This is a genomic window from Rathayibacter sp. AY1D9 (assembly GCF_002932395.1).
GTDB lineage: Bacteria > Actinomycetota > Actinomycetes > Actinomycetales > Microbacteriaceae > Rathayibacter.
The window spans coordinates 27873-50512 of record NZ_PSVQ01000026.1; the positions used below are offsets into that span (position 1 = coordinate 27873).

Genomic DNA, 22640 nt, shown 5'->3' on the forward strand with positions numbered 1-22640 from the left:
AGGTGAGCGGCCGCAGTGGCAACGCCCTCTAGCGGTCATGTCCGGAAGCGGACGGCCGGCGGATCAGCGGTCCGTCGACCCGCCGACCAGCGGGTGAGCGCGACGGCGGGGGGCGGTGCACTGCGGGCGGCGGGAGCGGCCGCCGAGGCGACCCGCTCCACCGGGCACTGCCGCGTCCCGATGCTGAGCCCCTTCGTGAAGGCCGTGCCGAAGTCGGACGCGGGCCGGTCCTCCTCCGCCTCCTCGGTCGCGGCCCCCGGGTCGCCCGCGGCGGCCGGATGCTAGGCGCTCGCCGCCTCGTCCGCCACCTCCTCCCCGCCGACCGGCGCCGACGCGCAGGATGAGGAGCACCGGTCGCGGCGGGCACCGACTCCGCACCCGACCGGCACCGAGACCGCCACGAGCCCGCGCCGGCGGGAGGACAGCGAGAGCACCATGGGATTCTGGGGACCGACCGACGAGACCCGCGGCACGCGCCCGGTCGACGAGCCGCTCGGCGAGCTGGAGCTCGTGCACGCCTTCACCAGCGGTCCGATGCCCACCGGCGTCAGCGTCTCGCACACCGGGCGGATCTTCGTGAACTTCCCGAAGTGGGGCGACGAGGTCCCGGCCACGGTCGTGGAGCTGGTCGACGGAGCGGCGGTGCCCTACCCGGACGAGGCCTGGAACACGCCGTCGAGAATCGACGACGCCGGCGCCCTCGTCTCGGTGCAGAGCATCGTCGTCGATCCGGCCGACCGGCTCTGGATCCTCGACACCGGCAGCCCGATGTTCGAGCCGACGAAGAAGGGCGGCCCCAAGCTCGTCCGCGTCGACCTGGCGACCGACACCGTCGAGCAGGTGATCCTCCTCGAGCCGGACGTCGCCCTGCCGACCACCTACCTCAACGACGTGCGCTTCGATCTGCGGCGCGGCATCGCCTACATCACCGACTCGGCCGACTCCGGCCCGAACGGGATCATCGTCGTCGACCTCGAGGCGGGGACCGCCTGGCGCCGCCTGCACGACCACCCGAGCACGAAGGCGCTCACTCCTCCGGAGCTCGTGCCGATGGCCGAGGGCCGCGTGCTGATGAAGCGCCCGGCCGACGGTGACCCGCAGCCGGTGACGATGGGCGCCGACGGCATCGCGATCTCGGCCGACGGCGAGCGCCTCTGGTACTGCCCGCTCGCCTCCCGCCGCTGGTTCAGCGTGGCGACGGCGGCACTGGTCGACCGGTCGGTGCCGGACGAGGACGTGGCGGCGACCGTCGTCGACGAGGGCGACAAGGGCGGGGGAGCGGACGGCCTCGAGACGGACGCGCTGGGCCGCTTCTACGCCACGAGCTACGAGAACAACGCGATCGTCCGCCGTCGCACTGACGGCACGATGGAGACGATCGTGCACGACGAGCGGCTGCTCTGGCCGGACACGATGTCGATCGCGACGGACGAGCACCTGTACGTCACCGCGAACCAGCTGCACCGCCAGGCCGACTACCAGGGCGGCACGGATCTGCGGACGTACCCGTACTCGCTGTTCCGGGTGCGGATCGGCGCGGGGCCGGTTCTCCTGCGCTGAAGGCCCCCGCCCGGTCTCCTGCGCCGAGATCCGCAGCGCGGATCAGCGCCAGTGGGCGAGCTCCGTGCGGAGGGTCCCGCGGGCGCGGGCGAGCAGTCCGCGGACGGTCGAGGTCGTGAGCCCCAGCTCGTGCGCGATCGCGTCGTAGCTGCACTGCTCCAGCTGGCGCAGCTCCCAGCAGCGGCGCTGAACCGGGGGCATCGCGGCGAGCACCCGGTTGGCGTCGGCGGCGAGCGATCCGCAGTGCGCGGCGTGCTCCGGGTCGTCGGCAGCGGAGGCGGGGAACTCGTCGTCCAGCTCGGCTCGCAGCCGCGAGACGCTGGAGCGGAGCCGGTCGACGCTGCGGCGGCGGGCGGTCGTGACGAGCCAGCCGGCGATGGTCTCGCCGTCGATCACGCTGTCCACGTGGGTCCACGCCGCGAGGAACGTCTCCTGCACCACGTCGTCGACGTCGGCGCTGCTGCGGAGGGTGCGGGCGGCCGTCGCGCGGAGCAGCCCGGTGTAGCGGCGGACGATGGTGGCGAACGCGCGGTCGTCGCCCTCCGCGGCGCGGATGACGAGCATCCGGTCCGAGTCGGGTTCGAGCAGTGCGAGCGGCGGCGCGGCGAGGGTCGAGGGGTGGGCCCTCGGGAGGCGTGCGGGGGTGGTGGCGGTGAGCATGCGGACTCCGGTCGACTTGATGTGCACGCATGATTCGGAGGCGCGCTCCCGCCCGGTTTCCCGGGGCGGGACCCCAGTGGGAGGGGCAGGTCTGTCCGGTTTCCGGGGACGTCAGCGCCGCCGCGACCACCAGCGGCGGGACCGCTCCGGCTCGGCGGCCGCCCGGGCCTCGGCCGCGGCGGCGCGATCGGCGCGCCGCTGCGACCAGGCGGCGACCTCCTCGTCGACGTCCCGGAGCCGGGTGACGACGGGCGGCCCGCCCAGCAGCTGGCGGCGCGCCTCGATCACCCGCGTGTTGAAGTCGGCGAGCTCGGCGCGCACCTCCTCCTCGCGGTGCAGGCGGTCGAGGCGCTCGTCGAGCGCGCGGTCCTCGGCGCGGAGGAGGAAGGCGGCCGGGCCGATCCCGGTGAGGTTCTCGCGCTCGATCTTGCGACGGATCCACCAGTCCGAGTCGTGGGCCGCGCCCAGGTCCGGGAGCGGCTTCCCCGATCCCGGCAGGTCGTCGAAGTCGCCGCGCCGGATCGCGAGCTGGATCGCCGTCTCGACGAACGCGGCCCGCTCGAGCGGATCCTCGGGCAGGGCGGGCTGCTCCGACTCCTCCTCGCCCGCGGCGCCGGCTCGGTACCGGGCGGCGCGCTCCCTCGCATCCGACATCCCTCCACGCTAGATCGGGCTCCTCGCCGCGGGCAACCACCCCTCCCGCCGTCTCCGTGGTCGGTGGGGCTCCGCGGGTCGACATCGGCGGACCGGCGTGCATAGTATCGATACTCGATAGCATCGATGATCGATAAGGAGCACGCCATGACGAGTGTCATCCCCAGCGGACCGGTCCGGGAGCGTCCGCGCGTGTTCCGGGTGGCGAGAGCGGTCCTGCTCATCGTCGCGGTCTTCTCCGTGCTCACCGCGCTCCTGCAGACTTGGACGGTCACCACCGGGCGCACCCTGCTGGTCTTCGGGGGAGCGGACGGCCGCCTCCCGCTCCGGAGCCTCCCGCAGCTGCTGCAGGCCCAGCCGCGCGAGGGCACCGCGCCCACGCTCGCCGACGCCGCCCTCTCCCTCCGCCTGCTCGGTGCGCTGCCGAGCCTCCTCCAGGCGGTCACGATCGTCCTCGCCACGGTCTTCCTCCTGCGGGTCCTCCGCGGCATCGCGGCCGGACGCCCGTTCGACCCCTTCGTCCTCGCGAACTGGCGCCGTCTGAGCCTCGCCCTGCTGATCGGAGGAGTGGCGCAGGGCCTCGCCGACACCGCGGCGGGCCTGTATCTCAGCTCCGGCATCGGCCTGCTCTTCGCCGCCGGCCGGGTGACCGACGAGCAGCGCGACGCCTTCCTCGGCGGCGACTACCAGGCCATCGGGACGAACCTGCCGCAGTGGCCCGTCCCCGTCCTGCTCGCCGGAGTGGTGGCCCTCGCCCTGACGGCGGCGTTCCGCGCCGGCGCGAAGCTCGAACGGGACGTCGACGGCGTTGTCTGAGCCCGCCGACGACGAGAGGCACCGGATCGACTGCCACCTCGGAGCAGTGCTGGCCGAGCGCGGCGTGACCCTCACCGCCCTCTCTGCCCGCACCGGCATCACGTTGGCGAACCTCTCCATCCTCAAGAACAACCGCGCCCGCGCGATCCGCTTCACGACGCTGACGCTCATCTGCGACGCACTCGACTGCACCCCGCAGGAGCTGTTCTCGATCCGGGCCGTCGACGAGCGGAGGTAGCGGCGGCGGATCGGCCAGGGGATCTCTGCGGGGCCGATGGAGTGGACGCCGTCCGATCGGATCGTCGATCGAGCAGGCCTCAGCCGCGCTCCACGTCCGCCCCTCCTGGGATCGGCCGGAGCTCCCCGGAGCTCGCTCTCGTCCCGACCCATGGATGAGCCTCACCAGCGCGGTCGGCGGCCTCGGCCATCGACCGTCCACAGGGGAGCGAGCTCGTCAGCGGGACCGTCGAATGCGCCTCCGGTGGATGCCGGCGGCTGCTCGCGGTCGTCCCTCCCGACGCGAATCACTCCCGAGCAGTTGTCGAGCGAGCTCGAAAGGACCCCGCAGACACGCATCGCGGGAACCCTCCGGGACCCTCGCTCCATCACGGTGACTGCCACCGTCGAAGGGCCCCTCCTGAAGATCCGGGCCGACTACTGGTCCCAGGAGTACATCCCCTGGGGACGTGTGCGAAGCGTCCTCGTGCGTGCTTCCGCGAACCGGTCCCGTCGCGCCGAGCGGCGGTCAGCGGTCGAGGACTCGACGAATGACGAAGGCGAACGCCGTCGTCCCCGAGCAGAGTGGGACCCTCGACTTCTCGGAGGTAGGAAATGCCCGAAACCCACTCCGTGCCATCGACCGCGAGCACGGTCCGCTCCGGTTACCTCGACCCGACCGCGCCGCCGGTCGCATCCATCGACTCCGGCGATCGGGTGTCGTTCCCCGCGACCTGGACGCACTGGGGCGACGAAGCAGTCTTCGGGATGACGTTCGCCGAACGGGAACCTCTTCGCCACAAGTACCCGCAGGGCCCGTATTCGATGCTCGGACCTGTCGAGGTCTCCGGTGCCGCCCCTGGCGATGTCATCGAGTGCACCATCGAGACGCTGCGCACACTCGACTGGGGGTGGAACAGCTTCCCGCTCGGAGTCGGCGCGCTGCCTCACGACTTCTCTGAGCCGTACCTGCACTACTTCCGATTCGATGACGACCGCCGGCGCGCGGAATTCGTCCCCGGTGTGGAGTTCGACCTCGATCCGTTCATCGGGGTCATCGGCACCGAGCCGGCGGGCGAGGAACCCACCAGCGCCATCCTCTCGGGCCCCTACGGCGGCAACCTCGTCGTCAACGCGCTGACAGCCGGCAGCTCGGTCTTCCTCCCGGTGTTCACTCCCGGTGGTCGGGTCTGGTTCGGCGACATCCACGCCGTTCAGGGCGACGGAGTCGTCGATCAGACAGCCATCGAGACGGCCGCCGAGGAACTCGTCATCCGCTACGACCTCCACAGGGCAGTGCCGCTGACCGGACCACTGGTCGAGACGGCGACGGAGTGGATCGGCTTCGGGTTCAGCGACAACCTCGACGACGCCCTGGTGGAATGCCTCCGCGGTCTCATCACCTGGCTGCATGCGGCGTCGGGCCTCAGCGAGAGCGAGGCCTACGCGCTGTGCAGCCTCGCCGTGAGCTTCCGGGTGGCGCAGTACGCCGACCAGACCGGTTCGGCCTACTCCTCCGTCCCCGCGAAGGCTGTCCAGGGCCGAGTTCCGAAGCGGGTCTTCTCGCCCGACAGAGTCGCGCAGATCAGCGGATGGCTGCGCCCCGGCGGGCCCTCAGCGTGACCGACCTCTCCGATGACGACCGGCGGCAGCTCGCTGCGGTCGTCCGCCGAGCCGATGAGCTCGCGACGGCTCGCGACGTCGACGGCTACCTGGCGCTGACCACCGAGGACATGGTCCTCGACGGAGCCCAGGGAGAGGCGTCCGGCCACGACGCGGTCCGGGCGGCCGTCACGAGGATCTGGGCGGCCGAACCGTCCGGGACTCTGCACCTGACCAGCGACATCACGGTGACGCCGGGCACCGTCGAGGGCGCGTCCGCGCACTCGACCCTCTCTCTCGCCCGCGGCACTCCGGCGCACCCGGAGGTGTGGGCGGTGGCCTCGATCACGCAGCTGCTGCGCCCCACCAGCCAGGGATGGCTGATCGCCCGGCGCACGGTCGGCGAGGGACCCGCCGGCGCTGGCCAGTAGGGTCAGCGCCTTCTCCTCCAGGACCCGTCGCGACCCGCCGTGTCACGGACCGCGACGGTCTGGTCGACGCCGCGTCGTCGGGCGGCCCTCGCATCACCGAGAAGAGGCTGCCGAAGGGATCCAGCGACCGGCAGAGCCGCTCCCCGAGGACGTCCTGTCTGCTGCGGGAGTGCCGACGGCTCGGTTGTCCGTCGACTCCCGCCCCACCGGGTCGAACCCGCTCCCCGTCATCACTGAGACCCTGCTCGAGCCGGTCGGGAGACCCGTGCGCGTCGTGCCTCCGCCGCTCCCCGCCGCTCAGTCCAGCGGGTAGCCCGGCAGCCCGTCGATGCTGACCGCGTTCCGCGTGGCGCGGTACTCGGCCATGCCGTCGGGGCCCTTCTTCTCGGCCTGGAGGAGGAGCAGGTCGCGCTCGCCGACCGGCTCCATCACCGGCACGCCCCAGCCGCACGCGTCGCTGATGCGGGTGAGCTCGACGGTGACGACCGCGCGGGTGCTCGGGTGCTCGGGGTGCTGCTCCGCGACCTCGGTGAATGCCTCCGAACCGGGCAGGTGCACGGAGCCGGTGCCGTGCAGGCGGACGATGCGCGGACGCGATCCGAACGACGCGAACATCAGGCACACGCGCCCGTTCTCGCGCAGGTGCGCGATCGTCTCGACTCCGCTGCCCGTGTAGTCGACCCAGCCGACTCGCCGCGGGCCCAGGATCGAGAACGAGTCGTGGCCGCGCGGCGACATGTTGACGTGCCCGTCCGCGGCGAGGGGCGCGGTGGCGACGAACCACATCGGCTGCTCGTGGATCCAGGAGGCGAGGCTCTCGTCGATCTCGTCGTAGACGTGCGCCACAGGGTCAGGCCCCGGCCGCGCGGCGGACCAGCTCGGTGACGGCGGCGCGCGTCTCGGCGTCGGCGGAGACGAGCGCGTAGGCGGTCGGCCAGATCGTGCCGTCGTCGAGCTGCGCGCCGTCCTGGAAGCCGAGGGTCGAGTAGCGCGTGCCGAACTTCGCGCCGGGCTGGAAGAAGACGATCGCCTTGCCGTCGGAGCGCGCGTAGGCGGGGAAGCCGTACCAGGTCTTCGGGAGGAGGTCGGGAGCGGTCTCGCCGACGACGTCGTGCAGCATCTGGGCGATCGGCCGCTCCTCGTCGGTCATCGCGGCGATCGCGGCCTCCGCGTCCCTGCGGTCGGCGTCGGCCTTGTCGGCGCTCTTCTGCCGCTTCGCCTCCGCCCGCAGCTCGGCCGCGCGCTGCTTCATCGCCGCGCGCTCGTCCTTCGAGAAACCGTCTTCGGAAGCCATGTCCGCCCGTCCCGTCCGTCTGCGGCTCCCGGTCCGGGAGCGTCCCCGCACATCGTGACAGCGCCGCACTCGCCGCACAACGGCGGGAGCGAGCGCGACCGCGCGCCCCGGAAGCCCAGCCTCCGCGGTTAGCGTGGGCGGATGCGCCTCCTCCTGATCCGCCACGGCCAGACCCCCTCCAACGTCGCCGGGCTCCTCGACACCCGCATCCCCGGACCCGGGCTCACCGACCTCGGCCGCACCCAGGCCGCGGCACTGCCCGGTCGGCTCGCCGGCGAGGGGATCGGCGCGCTGCTCGTCTCGACGATGGTCCGCACCCACGAGACGGCCGCCCCTCTCGCCGCGGCCCTCGGGCTCGAGCCGATCGAGCGCGACGGCATCCGCGAGGTCGCTGCCGCGGGGCTCGAGATGCGCGGCGACGGGGCGGCGGTCGAGGAGTACATGGGCACGGTCTTCCGCTGGGCCGGCGGCGAGACGTCGATCCGGCTCGCGGGCGGCGAGACGGGCGACGAGTTCGCGGCGCGCTACGACGCGGTGGTGGCGGAGGCGGAGGCGCTCGGGCACGAGGTCGTCGCGCTGATCAGCCACGGCGCGGCCATCCGCTGCTGGGCGGGTCTGCGCTCCCTCGACCTCGATGCGCGCTTCATCGCCGACCACCTGCTCGACAACACCGGCGTCGTCGTCCTCGAGGGCTCGGGCGACGCGTGGACGCTCGTGTCCTGGCAGGGCGAGCCCGTCAGTGGAGTCGGCGCGGCGGCCCCCTCGGGCCCGGCGGGCGAGACCACCGTCTGAGCTGCGGGGCCTCCTCGCCGGTCGAGCAGCGGCGGATGGAGACCGGCCGGAACGAGCGCCGCCGGCCGCGCCATCACGGTAACGATCGCGCAACACTCCGGAAACCAGCTCCGACCAGCACATTCGCTCGCGCCGATCGGTTCATCACCACCCCTGGACCCGCCCCCGCAATTGTCCGACGTTTGCCCCTCGGCGGCTCCGCGGCTACCGTGGTCGGCGGTCCTCACGGGCCCCGATGAACCGGTCCGCGCTCGCACGGCGTCCCCCCAGGACGCGCCGCGATCGTACGGTCAACGGGAGTGGAGGCGGCCCCGAGGCCGCCTCGGACGCTCTCGCCTCCACCCCCTGCCGCGCTGAGCGGCGGGACGCACGCGGAGGCTCGACGCACGGCTGTCCCACGCTCCCGACCCGGCACCACGAGATGAGCGCAGGGCGTCGTCCCTGCGCGCCGACGGAGTGTACGTGCACCAGAACCAGCAGATCATCAGCGAGCCCCGGAGCGAGGCGGGCGCCGATCCCGCGACCCCCGCTCTCGAGGCCCGCCACCTCTTCAAGGTGTTCGGCCGGAAGCCCGACGAGGTCGTCCGCCGACTGGGCGAGGGCGCCGACCGCGGCGAGCTCGCCGGACTCGGCACGGCCGCGGTGATCGACGCGTCCTTCACCGTGCGCCGCGGCGAGATCTTCGTCGTGATGGGCCTCTCCGGCTCCGGGAAGTCCACCCTGATCCGCATGCTGAACGGGCTCCAGGAGCCCTCCGCGGGCGAGGTCCTGATCGAGGGCTCCACCATCACCGGCGTCTCCGAGGCGGAGCTGCGCCGCGTGCGCCGCTCGTCGGTGTCGATGGTGTTCCAGCACTTCGCGCTCCTCCCGCACCGCACCGTGCTCGACAACGTCGCGTACCCGCTCGAGATCCGGGGCGTCCCCGCGGCCGAGCGCCGCGAGCGGGCCCTGCTCGCGGTCGAGCGCGCCGGTCTCGCCGGCTGGCACGAGAAGATGCCCGACGAGCTCTCCGGCGGCATGCGCCAGCGCGTCGGCCTCGCCCGGGCGCTCGCCGCCGACACCGACATCGTGCTGATGGACGAGGCGTTCTCGGCACTCGACCCGCTGATCCGCCGCGAGATGCAGGAGCAGCTGATCGAGCTGCAGCACGAGCTCGGCAAGACCATCGTCTTCATCACGCACGACCTCAACGAGGCCATGTTCCTCGGCGACCGCATCGCGGTGATGCGCGACGGCCGCATCGTCCAGATCGGCACCCCGGAGGAGATCCTCACCGACCCGGCGAACGACTACGTCGCCCAGTTCGTGCAGGACGTCGACCGCGCCCGTGTGCTCACCGCCTCCGCCGTGATGGAGCCCGCCCGCTCCGTGGTCACCCTGGCGGCCGGTCCCCGCGCCGCGCTGCGGAGCATGCGCGACCTGCAGACCTCGGCCGCGTTCGTGGTCGGCGGCGGACGCCGCCTGCTGGGCACGGTCCGCGACCGCGACGTGATCGAGCAGGTGCGCCGGAGCACCGGCGACCTCTCGGCGGTCCTCACCTCCGACGTCGTCACCGTCGGTCCGGACACCGCCCTCAGCGAGGTCATCGAGCCCGCCGTCGAGTCGGCGCTGCCGGTCGCCGTGGTCGACGCCGACGGCCGTCTGCTCGGAGCGATCCCGCGGGTGACCCTGCTCGCGGCGCTCGGCAACGTGCCCGCCCGCACCGGCGAGCACCCGGTGATCGAGCCGCCCGCCACCGTCTCGACCGAGGTCGTCACCGCGACCCTGCACGCGACCGGAGGCCCCGTCGACGATGCCGTCCTCGCGGCGGACGGAGGTGCACGATGACCGATCTCGGATTCCGCCTCCCGCTCGGCGCCCTCGCCGAGGGTGCCGTCGATGTCCTCACGCAGACCTTCCAGCCGGTCTTCGACCTGTTGCGCACCGTCTTCGGCGCCCTCTACTCCGGCGTCGACCTCGTCCTCGCCACGCCGCCCTTCTGGGTGATCGTCGCCTTCCTCGCCGTACTGGCCTACGCCGTCCGCGGCTGGGTCTTCGCGGCCGGCACCGCCGTGGGGCTCCTGCTGATCGTGGGGGTCGACCAGTGGGAGAACGCGATGGACTCCCTCGCGCTGGTGCTCGTCGCCTCCGTGATCGCCATCGCGCTGAGCGTGCCGCTGGGCGTGCTCGCCGCGCGCAACCGCACGGCCTCCGCGGTCATCCGGCCCGTGCTCGACCTGATGCAGACGATGCCGGCCTTCGTCTACCTGATCCCCGCGCTGGTCCTGTTCCGGGTCGGAGTGGTGCCCGGCATCGTCGCGACCATCGTGTTCGCGATGGCGCCGGGCGTCCGGCTCACCGAGCTGGGCATCCGCGGCGTCGACCCGGAGCTCGTCGAGGCGGGGGAGTCGTTCGGCTCCTCGAAGTGGCGGATCCTCCGGCAGATCCAGCTGCCGCTGGCGCTGCCCTCGATCCTGGCGGGCCTCAACCAGGTCATCATGCTCTCGCTCTCGATGGTCGTCATCGCGGGCATGGTCGGCGCCGGAGGGCTGGGCGGCGACGTCGTCGCGAGCCTCAACCGGATCGACGTCGCGCTCGGCTTCGAGGCGGGCATCTCCGTCGTGATCCTCGCGGTCGTCCTCGACCGGATGACCGGCGCGCTGGGCTCGCCCTCGCCGGCGAGGGTCGCCCGGGCGAAGAACCGCCGCGCCGTCGTGGCGACTCGTTCGGCCGTCGGCGTCGTCTCGATCGGCCTGGTCGCGTCCCTCGGGGCCGCGACCCTCGCCGCTCCCGCCACCGCCGCCTCCGTCGACAACGGCGACCGCACCGACGTGACCGTCGCCGTGTTCCAGGGCTGGGACGAGGGGATCGCCGTCTCCGCTCTGTGGGAGGCGGTGCTCGAGGAGCAGGGCTACGACGTGACCCTGCAGAACGCCGACGTCGCCCCCGGCTTCCAGGGCCTCTCGACCGGCGACTACGACCTCGCCCTCGACACCTGGCTGCCGCTCACCCACGCCCGGTACGTCGAGCAGTACGGCGACTCGATCGTCGACCTGGGCGCGTGGAACGACGAGGCGAAGCTGACCATCGCGGTCAACGAGGACGCCCCGATCGACTCCCTCGAGGAGCTCGCCGCCGACCCGGGCGTCGTCGGGAACCGCCTGATCGGCATCGAGCCCGGCTCCGGTCTCAACAAGACGACGACCGAGGACGTCATCCCCGGCTACGGCCTGGAGGGGATGGACTACCTCACCTCGTCGACGCCGGCCATGCTCCAGGAGCTCTCGAGCGCGACCGCCGCGGGCGAGAACATCGCCGTCACGCTCTGGCGCCCGCACTGGGCCTACGACGCCTTCCCGGTCAAGGACCTCGAGGACCCGAAGGGCCTGCTCGGGCAGGCGGAGGGGATCCACTCCTTCGGCTCGGCCGCGTTCGACGCGGACTACCCGACGATGAGCCGCTGGATCCGCGACTTCCGGATGGACTCGAAGACGCTCTACTCGCTCGAGAACGCGCTGTTCAACGACGGGGCCGACGACCGCTCCGCCGCCCTCGCCGCGTGGATGGACGAGAACCGGGAGTACGTCGACACGCTGATCACCTGATCCGCCACCACGACGGAGGCCGAGAGGCCGGGCGGCCCCGGACCAGGGCTGTCCCGGCCTCTCGGCCTTCGTCGCGCAGGGGTCAGGCGGCGCTGACCCGGCGTCCCGCGGTGGCGCGGACGAGGAGGGTGACCACCAGCACCACGGCGGCGGCGACCAGCGCGGCGATCCCGGCGGGGACCGAGACGAGCTCGCCGGCGAAGCGGCCGACGGCGACCCAGGAGAGTCCCCAGACGAGCGAGAGCATCGGGGCGATGCGGCCGCGGCCGGTGACCGCGATCAGGAGTCCGACGAGCGCGGCGACGGCGAGGACGACGACCGCCCAGACCGCGGCGCCCGGACCGTCCGCGCTGCCGACTCCCGCGCCGACGAGCCCGGCGGTGACGTTCGCGGCCGTGGCCACGCACACCCAGCCGAGGTAGAGCCCGAAGGTGCCGTCCGTCACGATCGCGTCGACCACTCCGGCCGACCGGGTGGTCCGCAGGATCACGAAGATGCGCGCGAGCACGGCGAGCAGCAGGGCGATCACGACGACGCTGAGCGTCAGGAAGCCGGCCTGGACGACCAGGATCCACGCGGCGTTCAGGAGGAGGCTCGCGGCGGCCCAGTAGCCCAGCCGGCGGTGGCGGGTGCGGGCGGTCTGCGAGGGCAGGAACTGCCAGATCGCGTAGGCGATGAGGCCGGTGTAGATGACGCTCCAGATCGCGAAGGCGGGGCCGTCGGGAGCGATGGGGGTCGAGGACGCGGTCAGGGCGCCGCCGGCCGCGTTCTGGATCTGGGTGCCGCCAGCGGCGCCCGAGCCGATGAACGAGCCGATGAGGGCGAGCACCGCGCTCACGGCGACGACGACCTGGCGGATCCGGTCGGCGCGGTCGGGGGTTCGTGTGGCGGTCATGTCGCTCCTCCATTAGTCAGCTGGCTGAGTAATGAGAGTAGCGCGATTCCGCTCCCCGTCCACTGGGGCTTGCGGAGCGGCCCCGGCCCGGGATGAGGGCCGGGGCCGGATTCTCAGGCGCGGGCGGCCGCGTACTGCTCGCGGATCACCGGGCGGTGGTCCGGCGCGGGCTCGGCCACCGAGGTGACGGTCCACGTCGGACGCGATCCTGTCAGCGCCCAGGCGGCCTGCACGGCGGCACCGTCGGCCACGTACTCGCCGGGCGTCGGCACCTGCACGGGCACGTCGAACACCTGCGATGCAGCGAGCTGCACGGCGCGGTTCTGCGCGGCTCCGCCGATGAGGAGGATGCGCCGCGCCTCCACTCCCTGGGTGCGAACGGCGTCGAGGCCGTCGGCCAGTCCGCAGAGCATGCCCTCGATCGCCGCGCGGGCGAGGTTCGGGCGCGTGGTCGAGGCGATGGTCATCCCGTGCAGGCTCGCGGTCGCGTCCGGCAGGTTCGGCGTGCGCTCGCCCTCGAAGTAGGGGACGAGCACGAGGCCGTCGGCACCCGGCTCCGCCTCGAGCGCCAGTGCGGCGAACTCGTCGAAGTCGCTGCCGAGCAGGGTCGCGGTCGAGGCCAGCACGCGCGCGGCGTTGAGCGTCGCGACCAGCGGCAGGAAGCGCCCGCTCGCGTCGGCGAAGCCGGCGACGGTCCCGGAGGCGTCGCGCACCGGGTCGTCCGTGACGGCGAAGACGGTGCCGCTCGTGCCGATGCTGACGACCACGTCGCCGGGGCCGGCGCCGAGGCCGAGCGCGGCGCCCGCGTTGTCGCCCGCGCCGGGGCCGACGACGAGTCCGCTCTCGGTGCGGCCCGCCTCCTCCGAGGGGCCGAGCACGCGGGGGAGCAGCGGGCGGTGGCCGAGGGCGCGCTCGAGCAGGTCGAGGTCGTAGCCGTCCGCTCCCCAGTACGAGGTGCCGGACGCGTCGGACCGGTCGGTCGTGAGCGCGTCGAGCTGCGGACCACGGGCGGAGTCGGGGCCGTAGCCGAGCAGGCGCCAGGTCAGCCAGTCGTGGGGGAGCGCGACGGCGGCGACACGGGCGGCGTTCTCGGGCTCGGCGTCGCGCAGCCAGCGGAGCTTGGTGGCGGTGAAGGAGGCGACCGGCACCGATCCGGTCCGCTCCGCCCAGGCCCCGGCTCCGAGCTCCTCGATGAGCGCGGCGGCGGCGGGCGCGCTGCGGGTGTCGTTCCAGAGCAGAGCGGGGCGGATGACGGCGCCGCTCTCGTCGAGGACGACCATGCCGTGCTGCTGGCCGCCGACCGAGATCGCGGCGACGTCGTCGAGCCCGCCGGCGTCGGCGAGGGCGAGCTGCAGCGCCTCCCACCACGCGGCCGGATCGACCTCGGTGCCGTCCGGATGGCTCGCCCGGCCGGTGCGCACCACGGCGCCGGTGTCGAGGTCGCGGACGACCACCTTGCAGCTCTGGGTCGACGAGTCGATCCCTGCGACGAGCGTCATCGCTGTCCTCTTTCGTTGGGGGATTCGGGTTCGGGCGTCCGGTGCGGAACCGGGCCGGATGCAGGAGAACGGACGAGATCCCGTGCCGGTGCAGGGGATCTCGTCCGTCTCAGGTCGTCCCGCGGCTGACCGCGGGCTCAGAGGGTGCGGGTCAGCCGCGGGCGCCGAGCAGGTGCTCGGTGGCCAGCTGCTGCAGGCGCACGAAGCCGAAGCCCTTGCCGCCGAGGTAGGCGTCGGCGTCGAACGACTCGTACGAGGCGGTGTCCGCGAGCAGGTCGTCGTACGACTCGCCCTCGTTCAGCGTCGGGGTGGAGAGCTCGGCGACCTTCGCGGCTGCCAGCGCCTCCTGCACCTCGGGGTCGGCGCGGAAGGCCGCGGCGCGCTCCTTGAGCAGCAGGTAGGTGCGCATGTTCGCGGCGGCCGAGTCCCAGACTCCGGTCTCGTCCTCGGTGCGCGAGGGCTTGTAGTCGAAGTGGCGCGGGCCGTCGTAGGCCGGGACGCCGCCGGGGCCGCCGTTCTCGAGGAGGTCGACGAGCGAGAACGCGTTGTGCAGGTCGCCGTGGCCGAAGACCAGGTCCTGGTCGTACTTGATGCCGCGCTGGCCGTTGAGGTCGATGTGGAAGAGCTTGCCGTGGTACAGCGCCTGGGCGATGCCGGCGGTGAAGTTCAGGCCCGCCATCTGCTCGTGGCCGACCTCGGGGTTCACGCCGACGAGCTCGGGGCGCTCGAGGGAGTCGATGAACGCGATCGCGTGGCCGAGCGTGGGCAGCAGGATGTCGCCGCGGGGCTCGTTCGGCTTGGGCTCGATGGCGAAGCGGATGTCGTAGCCCTTGTCGGTGACGTAGTCGCCGAGCAGGTTGACGGCCTCGCGGTAGCGCTCGAGCGCGGCGCGGATGTCCTTAGCGGAGTCGTACTCGGCGCCCTCGCGGCCGCCCCACATGACGAAGGTCTTCGCGCCCAGCTCGGCGGCGAGGTCGATGTTGCGGAGGACCTTGCGCAGCGCGAAGCGGCGGACGTCGCGGTCGTTCGAGGTGAAGCCGCCGTCCTTGAAGACCGGGGCGCTGAAGAGGTTGGTGGTGACCATCGGCACGACGAGGCCGGTGGACTCCAGCGCGCCCTTGAGGCGGTCGATCTGGGTCTGGCGCTCGGCGTCGGTGGAGCCGAAGGCGAACAGGTCGTCGTCGTGGAAGGTGAGGCCGTACGCGCCGAGCTCGTCGAGCTTCTCGACCGCGTGGACGACGTCGAGCGGCCCGCGGGTCGGGCCGCCGAACGGGTCCGTCCCGTTGTAGCCGATGGTCCAGAGGCCGAACGAGAACTTGTCGGCGCGGGTGGGGGTCAGGGACATGGGATCCGAATCCTTTCCGGCGACGTCGCCGAATTGTTGTTGAGCCCAACATATCCCCTGAGGGTCGGGAGGCGCAACGAGCGGAAGGCCCGGCGCGTCGCCCTCCGGCCGATCGTGGGTGCCGCCCGTTCGTGCCGCGGAACCGCTCGCGGAGCGGGCCGGCGCCCGGGGAGGTCGTCGCGAGGATCGCTTGCGCAAGCGCTTCGACTGTGCGTACAGTCGCTCCAGCACGACCGGTCGAAGCGCTTCGAAGCTCGACCGCGACCGACGACGACGTCCGGCAGGAGGAGCCATGGCGACCATCCACGACGTGGCCCGCGCTGCCGGGGTCTCGATCAGCACCGTCTCCTACGCCCTCTCCGGCAAGCGCTCGATCGCCGCCTCCACCCGGCAGCGCGTCGACGACGCGGTGCGCCAGCTCGGCTACCGGCCCCACGCGGGAGCCCGGATGCTCGCCGGGGCGCGGACCCACATCCTCGCGCTCTCCGCCCCGATGCGCGGCGAGCTGCACCTGCCGACCCACATGCGCTTCGTCACCGAGGTGCTCGAGCGCGCCCGGGAGTCGGACTACGACGTCCTGCTGCTCGTCACCGACGAGGCCTCCAGCGGCATCGGGCGCGTCTCCTCCTCCTCGCTCGTCGACGGCATCGTCCTGATGGGCGTCGACGACGACGACGACCGCGCCGAGCTGATCCGCGCGGCGGGGGTCCCCGCCACCTTCATCGGCGTGCCCGCCGACTCCCACGATCTCGCCTGCGTCGACCTCGACTTCGCCGAGGCCGCCCGCCAGAGCGTCCGCCGGCTCGCCGAGCTGGGCCACCGCTCGCTCGGCCTGCTCGAGCACCCGCAGTCCTACACCGACCGCAACGCCGGCTTCGTCCGCCGCTTCGACGAGGCGTTCCGCGCCGAGGCCGCAGCGCTCGGAGTCGAGATCGCGGTCGAGCGCCCGCACATCGGCCGCCCGAGCGCACAGGCCGCGATCGACGCGATCCTCGCCGCACCCGTCCCGCCCACCGCGCTCGTGCTGCACTGCAACGAGCCCGTGGCGGAGGCGGCGATCGAGCGCGTCCTCGAGCGCGGCCTCTCCGTCCCCGGCGACCTGTCGATCCTGGCGGCCTGCGCCAGCTACGACGGCGGCGCCCTCCCGGTCCCCACCAGCAGTCTTCCCCTCCCGTTCGACGCGATGTGCCGAGCGGCCGTCGCGCGGACCCTCCAGCAGATCGACTCCGGCCGCACCGTCGGCGTCGAGCTGCTCCCGCCCTCCTACGTCGACCGCGGATCCCTCGCGGTCGCTCCGACCGGCGCTCCGGTGCCGGCGGTCCCGTCCGGCACTCTCGCGCCGGCCTCCCTCTAGTCCTCCACCCTCTTCCCGCCCGCTCCGGCTCTGCGCACTGTCGAAACGCTTCGACACCACGCCCCCGCGAGAGAGCGCTCCCTGCACCACCTCCGCAGCACCACCGCACCGTTCGAAGGAGAACCACCGCAATGTCGCTCCGATCCCGCTCCGCCTTCCACCGCCCGACCGCCGGTCTCAGCCGGCGCAACCTCCTCGCCGGCGGAGTCGGCCTCAGCGCGATGTTCGCGCTGGCCGCCTGCTCCGGTGGCGGCTCCGACGCCGGCTCCGACGCGCTCTCGACCACAGTCGACGGCGCCGGCCGCACCCTCACGCTCTGGGACTTCGAGACGCCCGACAGCGACCGCGGCATCGCCTGGCTCGCCGCCCGCGACATCTTCACCCAGGAGACGGGGGCCGAGATCGCGTACGAGTTCAAGGCCTTCGAGCAGCTGCGCACCGGCGCCAGCCAGATCTTCAACTCCAACTCGGCGCCCGACGTCGTCGAGTACAACAAGGGCAACGCGACCAGCGGGCTCCTCTCGAGCCAGGGCCTGCTCACCAACCTCGACGAGGCGGTCGAGTTCTACGGCTGGGACTCGCTGATCCCCGGCGCGCTGCAGACCACCGCGAAGTACGACGAGAACGGGATCATGGGCTCCGGCTCCTGGTACGGCATCCCCAACTACGGCGAGTTCACCTTCGTCTACTACAACAAGGACGCCTTCGCCGCGAACGGCCTCGAGGTCCCCACCACCTACGAGGAGTTCACGGCCGTCCTCGACGCCTTCGTGGCCAAGGGGATCACCCCGCTGGCCGAGGCCGGCGCCGAGTACCCGCTGCAGCAGCTCTTCTACCAGCTCGCGCTGCTGAAGGCCGACCGCTCCTGGATCACCGACTACCAGACCTACACGGGCGAGGTCGACTTCGAGGACGCGGCCTGGAGCTACGCGGCCGACCAGCTGAAGACCTACGTCGACAAGGGCTACTTCTCGGCCGACGCCTCCGGGCTGAAGGCGGAGGACGCGGGCACGGCGTTCATCTCGGGCGAGTACCCGATCTTCTTCTCGGGCTCCTGGTGGTTCGGCCGCTTCAAGACCGAGATCACCGGATTCGAGTGGGACACGTTCCTCTTCCCGGGTGCCGAGTTCACGATGGGCTCCGCCGGCAACCACTGGGTGATCCCGGAGACGGCGAAGAACAAGGACCTCGCCTACAAGTGGATCGACATCACGATGCGACCCGAGATCCAGAACCTCATCGGCAACAACGGAGGCATCCCGCTGGTCGTCGACGAGAGCGCCATCACCGACGAGAAGAGCAAGGCGCTGCTCTCCCAGTGGAAGACGGTCGTCGACGGCGACCAGCTCTCCTTCTACCCCGACTGGCCCACCGCGACCTTCTACGACGACCTGGTCGCCGCCACGCAGGAGCTCATCAACGGCTCCTCCGACGAGTCCGCCATGCTCTCCGACCTCCAGGCCAAGTACGACGACGGAGTCGCCGACATCACGTGACGCGGAAGCGTCACGTGATGTCGGCCACGGCGGCCGGCCCCGCGCCTGCAGGCGCGGAACGGCAGCGGAAGACCCAGTGAGGTGACGGCGACTCCTCGACGGGGTCGCACGAGCACCGCCGAGCCTTCACCCCCCCCGCTGGATGCCGCTCCGGTACGCGACACGCCGTCGCCTCCGTACCGGAGCGGCATCCCGCGGCAGCACACCCACGACCCCGTCCGACCTAGGAGTACCCATGACGACGACAGCACCTCGTCGCGCGGAGAGCGCGCCGCCTCCCACGACGCCGCCCCGCGAGAAGCGCTCCGGCGGCTACTGGCTCTACCTGATCCCCGGGTTCGTGCTCTTCACGTTCATCGTGCTGATCCCGCTGATCTGGAACGTCTACATCAGCTTCACGTCCTGGCGCGGCATCAAGCCGCCGATCTTCATCGGCCTCGACAACTGGATCGAGCTGATGGGCGACGACCAGTTCTGGACCTCGTTCCTCAACTCGGTCTACATGATCATCGCGATGGTGATCGTCCCCACGATCCTCGGACTCCTGCTCGCGGCGATCCTCTTCGATCTCGTCGGCAAGAAGTTCGGCGGGCGCCTGGCGAGCTTCCTCCGCGCCACCTACTACCTGCCGCAGATCCTGCCGACCGTCATCGCCGCGATCGTCATCGGCTGGATCCTCCGCCCCGACAACGGCGCGCTGAACTCGATCCTCGAGGCCGTCGGGCTCGGCTCCCTCTCGCACGACTGGCTCGGCAAGCCGGACACCGCGATGCTCTCGATCATGGTCGTGATGATCTGGGTGCAGCTGGGCTACCCGGTCGTCATCTTCATGGCGGCGCTGCAGCGCGTGGACCCCGAGCTCTACGAGGCGGCGGAGCTCGACGGGGCGAACTGGTTCCAGCGCTTCCGCTGGATCACGGTCTCGATCATCCGGCCCGAGATCTTCGTGGTCACCCTCACCTGCACCATCGCCGCGCTGAAGGTCTTCGGCCCGATCTACGCCCTGACCCGCGGCGGCCCCGGCGACTCCACGATCGTCCCCTCCTACTACTCGTACACCGAGTTCTTCCAGAAGCAGCAGGTGGGCTACGGCGCCACCATCGCGACCGCGCTCACGATCGTCATCGTGATCCTCGCCGTGCTGTTCATCCGCGCCCAGGAGCGCGTCGAGCGCAGCGAGGGAGCCCGCTGATGTCGGCCATCGAGACCCTGCCCCTCACTCAGGCCGGCACGGAGGACGCGGACCTCTCGTCCTCCCGTCCCGCCAAGCCCGCGAAGGGCACGACGAAGCGCACCCTCGGCGACTGGGTGATCCTCGCCGTCGCCGTGGTGATCGGGCTCGTGATCATCAGCCCGGTGCTGCTGATCCTGCTCAACTCCTTCAAGACCCCCGCGGAGTACTCGGCGAACGGCCCGCTCGCCTTCCCGACCGGCCTCTCCTTCGACGGCCTCTCGACCTTCTGGAGCCGCGTCGACTTCCCCGAGAAGCTCGGCAACTCGATCCTCATCTCGGGGTCGGTCGCGATCCTCGCCGTCGCCCTCTCGGTGCTGAACGCCTACGCGATCGGTATCGGCCGGGTCCGAGGCCGGAGCTGGATCATCGTCCTGTTCCTGCTGGCGAACATGCTCCCGCAGGAGGCCCTGCTCTACCCGCTGTACTACATGTTCAAAGCGGTCGGGATCTACGACACCCAGCTGTCGGTCATCGTCATCTTCACCGTCATCCAGTCGGCGTTCGGCACCTATCTGCTCTCGAGCGTCTACGGCACCTTCCCGAAGGAGATCCTCGAGGCCGCGGCTCTCGACGGCGCCTCGAAGTGGCAGGTCCTCACCCGGGTGATCGTCCCGATCTCGCGGCCCACCCTCTCGGTGCTGATGATCTTCTTCTTCATCTGGACCTGGAACGAGTTCCTCATCCCGCTGGTCTTCCTGGTGAGCGACGCGACGCAGACCGTCCCGATCGCGATCTCGAGCCTCCAGGGCGACAAGATCATGGACGTCACCACGACCAGCGCGAGCGCTCTCCTGGGCCTTCTCCCGACGCTGATCTTCTTCCTGATCTTCCAGCGCACCCTCACCCGCGGCATCACCGCCGGCGCGGTCAAGTAGCCCTCTCTCCCTCCGTCGGCGCCTCCCTCGCGGGATCCGCCGGCGCGCCATCGAAAGGCACCCCCATGAAGTTCACCGACGGGTTCTGGCAGACGCGGGCCGGATTCACGCCCCTGTTCGCGCAGGAGGCGTACGACCTCCGCACCGACGGCACCTCGCTCGAGGTGATCGCCCCGACCCGGGTCATCCAGGGCCGCGGCGACGTCCTCAACCGGCCGGCGCTCACGGTCACGGTGTCCTCGCCGGCCGAGGGGGTCGCGCGGGTGCGGATCGAGCACTGGCGCGGGACGGCGGTGCGCCCGGGCTTCGAGCTGGCCGGGGGCGACGTCGGAGCGGCGGAGGTGACGGAGTACGGCGGCGTGCTGCGCACCGGCGACCTCGAGGTCCGGATCAGGCAGGGCGCTCCCTGGTCGCTGGAGTTCTGGGACACCTCGACCGGCACGCGCCTCACCGGGTCCGGGCACAAGGCGCAGGGCTACCTGACCGGACCGGACGGAGCCGCCTACCTGCACGAGCAGCTCGACCTCGGCGTCGGCGAGCTGGTCTACGGGCTCGGCGAGCGCTTCGGCCCCTTCGTGAAGAACGGCCAGACGGTGGACGTGTGGAACGCCGACGGCGGCACCTCCTCCGAGCAGGCCTACAAGAACGTCCCGTTCTACCTCGCCAGCCGCGGCTACGGCGTGCTCGTGAACGATCCCGGCCTCGTCTCGTTCGAGATCGGCTCCGAGGCGGTCGAGCGCGTGCAGTTCTCGGTCGGCGGCGAGGCGCTGGAGTACCTGGTGATCCAGGGCCCGACGAAGAAGGACGTGCTGCGGCGCTACACCGGTCTCGCTGGCCGCCCCTCCGTCGTCCCCGCCTGGAGCTACGGGCTCTGGCTGACGACCAGCTTCACCACGAGCTACGACGAGGGGACGGTGAACTCCTTCATCGACGGCTTCGCGGAGCGGGAGCTGCCGCTGTCGGCGTTCCACTTCGACTGCTTCTGGATGCGCGAGTTCCAGTGGACCGACCTCGAGTGGGACCCGCGCACCTTCCCGGACCCCGAGGGGATCCTCGCCCGCCTGCACGAGCGCGGGCTGCACACCTGCGTCTGGATCAATCCGTACATCGCGCAGGCCTCGCCGCTGTTCGCCGAGGGGCGCGAGAAGGGGTACCTGCTCAGAACGGCCTCCGGCGACGTCTGGCAGTGGGACATGTGGGTCGCCGGCATGGCGCTGATCGACTTCACGAATCCGGAGGCGACCTCCTGGTTCCAGGAGAAGCTCCGCGTCCTCGTGCGCCAGGGCGTCGACTCCTTCAAGACCGACTTCGGCGAGCGGATCCCGTCGGAGGGCGTCGTCTGGGCCGACGGGACCGACCCCGAGGCCATGCACAACTGGTACACCCAGCTCTACAACCGCGCGGTGCACGAGGTGCTCGAGCAGGAGCTCGGCGAGGGCCGCGCGGTCCTCTTCGCCCGCAGCGCCACGGTCGGCGGGCAGTCGCTGCCGGTGCACTGGGGCGGGGACAACACCTCCTCCTACGTGTCGATGGCCGAGACCCTGCGCGGAGGCCTCTCGCTCGCCCTGGGCGGGTTCGGCTTCTGGGCGCACGACATCGGCGGGTTCGAGGGCACGCCCGATCCCGGAGTGTTCAAGCGCTGGCTCGCGTTCGGCCTGCTCTCCTCGCATTCTCGGCTGCACGGATCCTCCTCGGTGCGCGTGCCGTGGGCGTTCGACGAGGAGGCCGTGGAGGTCACCCGGCTCTTCACCCGGCTGAAGCTCTCGCTGATGCCCTACCTCTTCGCGGCGGGGGCGGAGGCGGCGAGCACCGGCGTCCCGATCATGCGGCCGATGGCGCTCGAGTTCGAGGACGACCGCAGCGCCGCCCACCTCGACACGCAGTACCTGCTCGGGCACGACCTGCTCGTCGCTCCGGTGTTCACCGAGGACGGCACGGTCGAGTTCTACCTCCCGCGCGGGACGTGGACGAGCTGGTGGACGGGCGAGCGGACCGTCTCGACGGGGGAGTGGCGTCGTGAGGTCCACGGCTTCGACTCGCTGCCGCTGTACGTGCGCGAGGGTGCGGTGATCCCGGTGGGGGCCCGCCAGGACTCGGCCGAGTACGACTACCTCGACGGGCTCGAGCTGAGGGTGTTCCCGGGGCCGGACGGAGCGACGCCGGTCCGGGTCGTCGCGCACGACACGGGGGAGGAGACGGTCTTCACCGTGACGCGCACCGGCGGCGAGGTCTCGGTCGACGGCCCGGCCGGCACCTGGACCTGGGTCGAGGCCTGAGCGGCGCCCTCCTGCTGATCGAGCAGCGGGCGCAGCCCGCCCCTCGAGACCCCGGCC

The 22640-nt window shown here is 71.8% G+C and carries 20 protein-coding genes; 13 read left to right on the plus strand and 7 right to left on the minus strand.

The genetic code is table 11. The features are described 5' to 3' along the window. Positions 1-435 precede the first annotated feature (435 nt). Complete coding sequence (locus C5C50_RS11535) at positions 436-1560, plus strand: L-dopachrome tautomerase-related protein (protein WP_104273493.1); 1125 nt, start codon at positions 436-438, stop codon at positions 1558-1560. A gap of 42 nt (positions 1561-1602) precedes the next feature. On the opposite strand, the gene C5C50_RS11540 is transcribed toward C5C50_RS11535, so the two are convergent. Continuing rightward, positions 1603-2247 (minus strand): RNA polymerase sigma factor, encoded by a 645-nt coding sequence (locus tag C5C50_RS11540; protein ID WP_104273494.1) that lies wholly within the window; start codon positions 2245-2247, stop codon positions 1603-1605. An 84-nt stretch (positions 2248-2331) separates the two neighbouring features. Beyond that, positions 2332-2874 carry a DUF1992 domain-containing protein gene (locus C5C50_RS11545; protein ID WP_104273495.1) on the minus strand — a complete coding sequence of 181 codons (543 nt, stop codon included), beginning with the start codon at positions 2872-2874 and terminating at the stop codon, positions 2332-2334. Positions 2875-3021: 147 nt separating this feature from the next. Between C5C50_RS11545 and C5C50_RS11550 the strand changes: the two genes are divergently transcribed. The 4 genes from C5C50_RS11550 (at position 3022) to C5C50_RS11565 (ending at position 5939) form a co-directional block, all read left to right on the plus strand. Next, positions 3022-3690, plus strand: a complete 669-nt coding sequence (locus C5C50_RS11550) for a hypothetical protein (protein ID WP_104273496.1) — start codon at positions 3022-3024, stop codon at positions 3688-3690. Further along, positions 3683-3928: a helix-turn-helix transcriptional regulator gene (locus C5C50_RS11555; protein WP_104273497.1), complete on the plus strand. Its 246-nt coding sequence runs from the start codon at positions 3683-3685 to the stop codon at positions 3926-3928. Before C5C50_RS11550 ends, C5C50_RS11555 begins: the two co-directional genes overlap by 8 nt. Positions 3929-4521: 593 nt before the next feature. Then, positions 4522-5529 carry an acetamidase/formamidase family protein gene (locus C5C50_RS11560; protein WP_104273498.1) on the plus strand — a complete coding sequence of 336 codons (1008 nt, stop codon included), beginning with the start codon at positions 4522-4524 and terminating at the stop codon, positions 5527-5529. Next, on the plus strand, positions 5526-5939 hold the full coding sequence (locus tag C5C50_RS11565) for a nuclear transport factor 2 family protein (protein WP_181127440.1): 414 nt from the start codon (positions 5526-5528) through the stop codon (positions 5937-5939). Before C5C50_RS11560 ends, C5C50_RS11565 begins: the two co-directional genes overlap by 4 nt. A gap of 297 nt (positions 5940-6236) precedes the next feature. Here C5C50_RS11565 and C5C50_RS11570 read toward each other — a convergent pair whose 3' ends face one another. Then, positions 6237-6785 (minus strand): pyridoxamine 5'-phosphate oxidase family protein, encoded by a 549-nt coding sequence (locus C5C50_RS11570; protein WP_104273499.1) that lies wholly within the window; start codon positions 6783-6785, stop codon positions 6237-6239. Between the two features lie 4 nt (positions 6786-6789). After that, on the minus strand, positions 6790-7233 hold the full coding sequence (locus C5C50_RS11575; protein WP_104227361.1) for a hypothetical protein: 444 nt from the start codon (positions 7231-7233) through the stop codon (positions 6790-6792). A gap of 141 nt (positions 7234-7374) precedes the next feature. Here C5C50_RS11575 and C5C50_RS11580 point away from each other — a divergent pair, with 141 nt between their 5' ends. From C5C50_RS11580 to C5C50_RS17440, 3 genes are all read left to right on the plus strand, one after another. Then, positions 7375-8025, plus strand: a complete 651-nt coding sequence (locus C5C50_RS11580) for a histidine phosphatase family protein (protein ID WP_104269668.1) — start codon at positions 7375-7377, stop codon at positions 8023-8025. 462 nt (positions 8026-8487) lie between these two features. Next, positions 8488-9852: a glycine betaine/L-proline ABC transporter ATP-binding protein gene (locus tag C5C50_RS11585; RefSeq protein ID WP_374954504.1), complete on the plus strand. Its 1365-nt coding sequence runs from the start codon at positions 8488-8490 to the stop codon at positions 9850-9852. Beyond that, entirely contained in the window at positions 9849-11609 is a 1761-nt protein-coding gene (locus tag C5C50_RS17440; protein ID WP_104273500.1) for an ABC transporter permease/substrate binding protein, read from the plus strand. The genes C5C50_RS11585 and C5C50_RS17440 overlap by 4 nt, the downstream gene beginning before the upstream one ends. Positions 11610-11691: 82 nt before the next feature. Here the strand turns inward: C5C50_RS17440 and C5C50_RS11595 are convergent, their stop codons facing one another. The 3 genes from C5C50_RS11595 to xylA form a co-directional block, all read right to left on the minus strand. Beyond that, positions 11692-12504 carry a tryptophan-rich sensory protein gene (locus C5C50_RS11595; RefSeq protein ID WP_104224878.1) on the minus strand — a complete coding sequence of 271 codons (813 nt, stop codon included), beginning with the start codon at positions 12502-12504 and terminating at the stop codon, positions 11692-11694. 113 nt (positions 12505-12617) lie between these two features. Further along, positions 12618-14003 carry a xylulokinase gene (gene xylB, locus C5C50_RS11600; protein WP_104273501.1) on the minus strand — a complete coding sequence of 462 codons (1386 nt, stop codon included), beginning with the start codon at positions 14001-14003 and terminating at the stop codon, positions 12618-12620. A gap of 151 nt (positions 14004-14154) precedes the next feature. Beyond that, positions 14155-15348 (minus strand): xylose isomerase, encoded by a 1194-nt coding sequence (gene xylA / locus C5C50_RS11605; protein WP_104273502.1) that lies wholly within the window; start codon positions 15346-15348, stop codon positions 14155-14157. A 292-nt stretch (positions 15349-15640) separates the two neighbouring features. Between xylA and C5C50_RS11610 the strand changes: the two genes are divergently transcribed. The 5 genes from C5C50_RS11610 (at position 15641) to yicI (ending at position 22583) form a co-directional block, all read left to right on the plus strand. Continuing rightward, positions 15641-16702, plus strand: a complete 1062-nt coding sequence (locus tag C5C50_RS11610; protein ID WP_104261477.1) for a LacI family DNA-binding transcriptional regulator — start codon at positions 15641-15643, stop codon at positions 16700-16702. A 131-nt stretch (positions 16703-16833) separates the two neighbouring features. After that, positions 16834-18198 (plus strand): ABC transporter substrate-binding protein, encoded by a 1365-nt coding sequence (locus C5C50_RS11615; protein ID WP_258063530.1) that lies wholly within the window; start codon positions 16834-16836, stop codon positions 18196-18198. Between the two features lie 235 nt (positions 18199-18433). Continuing rightward, a complete protein-coding gene (locus tag C5C50_RS11620) occupies positions 18434-19390 on the plus strand; it encodes a carbohydrate ABC transporter permease (RefSeq protein WP_104224874.1) in 957 nt (318 codons plus the stop codon). Beyond that, positions 19390-20307, plus strand: a complete 918-nt coding sequence (locus C5C50_RS11625; protein ID WP_104227354.1) for a carbohydrate ABC transporter permease — start codon at positions 19390-19392, stop codon at positions 20305-20307. Before C5C50_RS11620 ends, C5C50_RS11625 begins: the two co-directional genes overlap by 1 nt. 65 nt (positions 20308-20372) lie before the next feature. Further along, complete coding sequence (yicI, locus tag C5C50_RS11630) at positions 20373-22583, plus strand: alpha-xylosidase (RefSeq protein ID WP_104273503.1); 2211 nt, start codon at positions 20373-20375, stop codon at positions 22581-22583. The last annotated feature ends 57 nt before the right edge of the window (positions 22584-22640 follow it).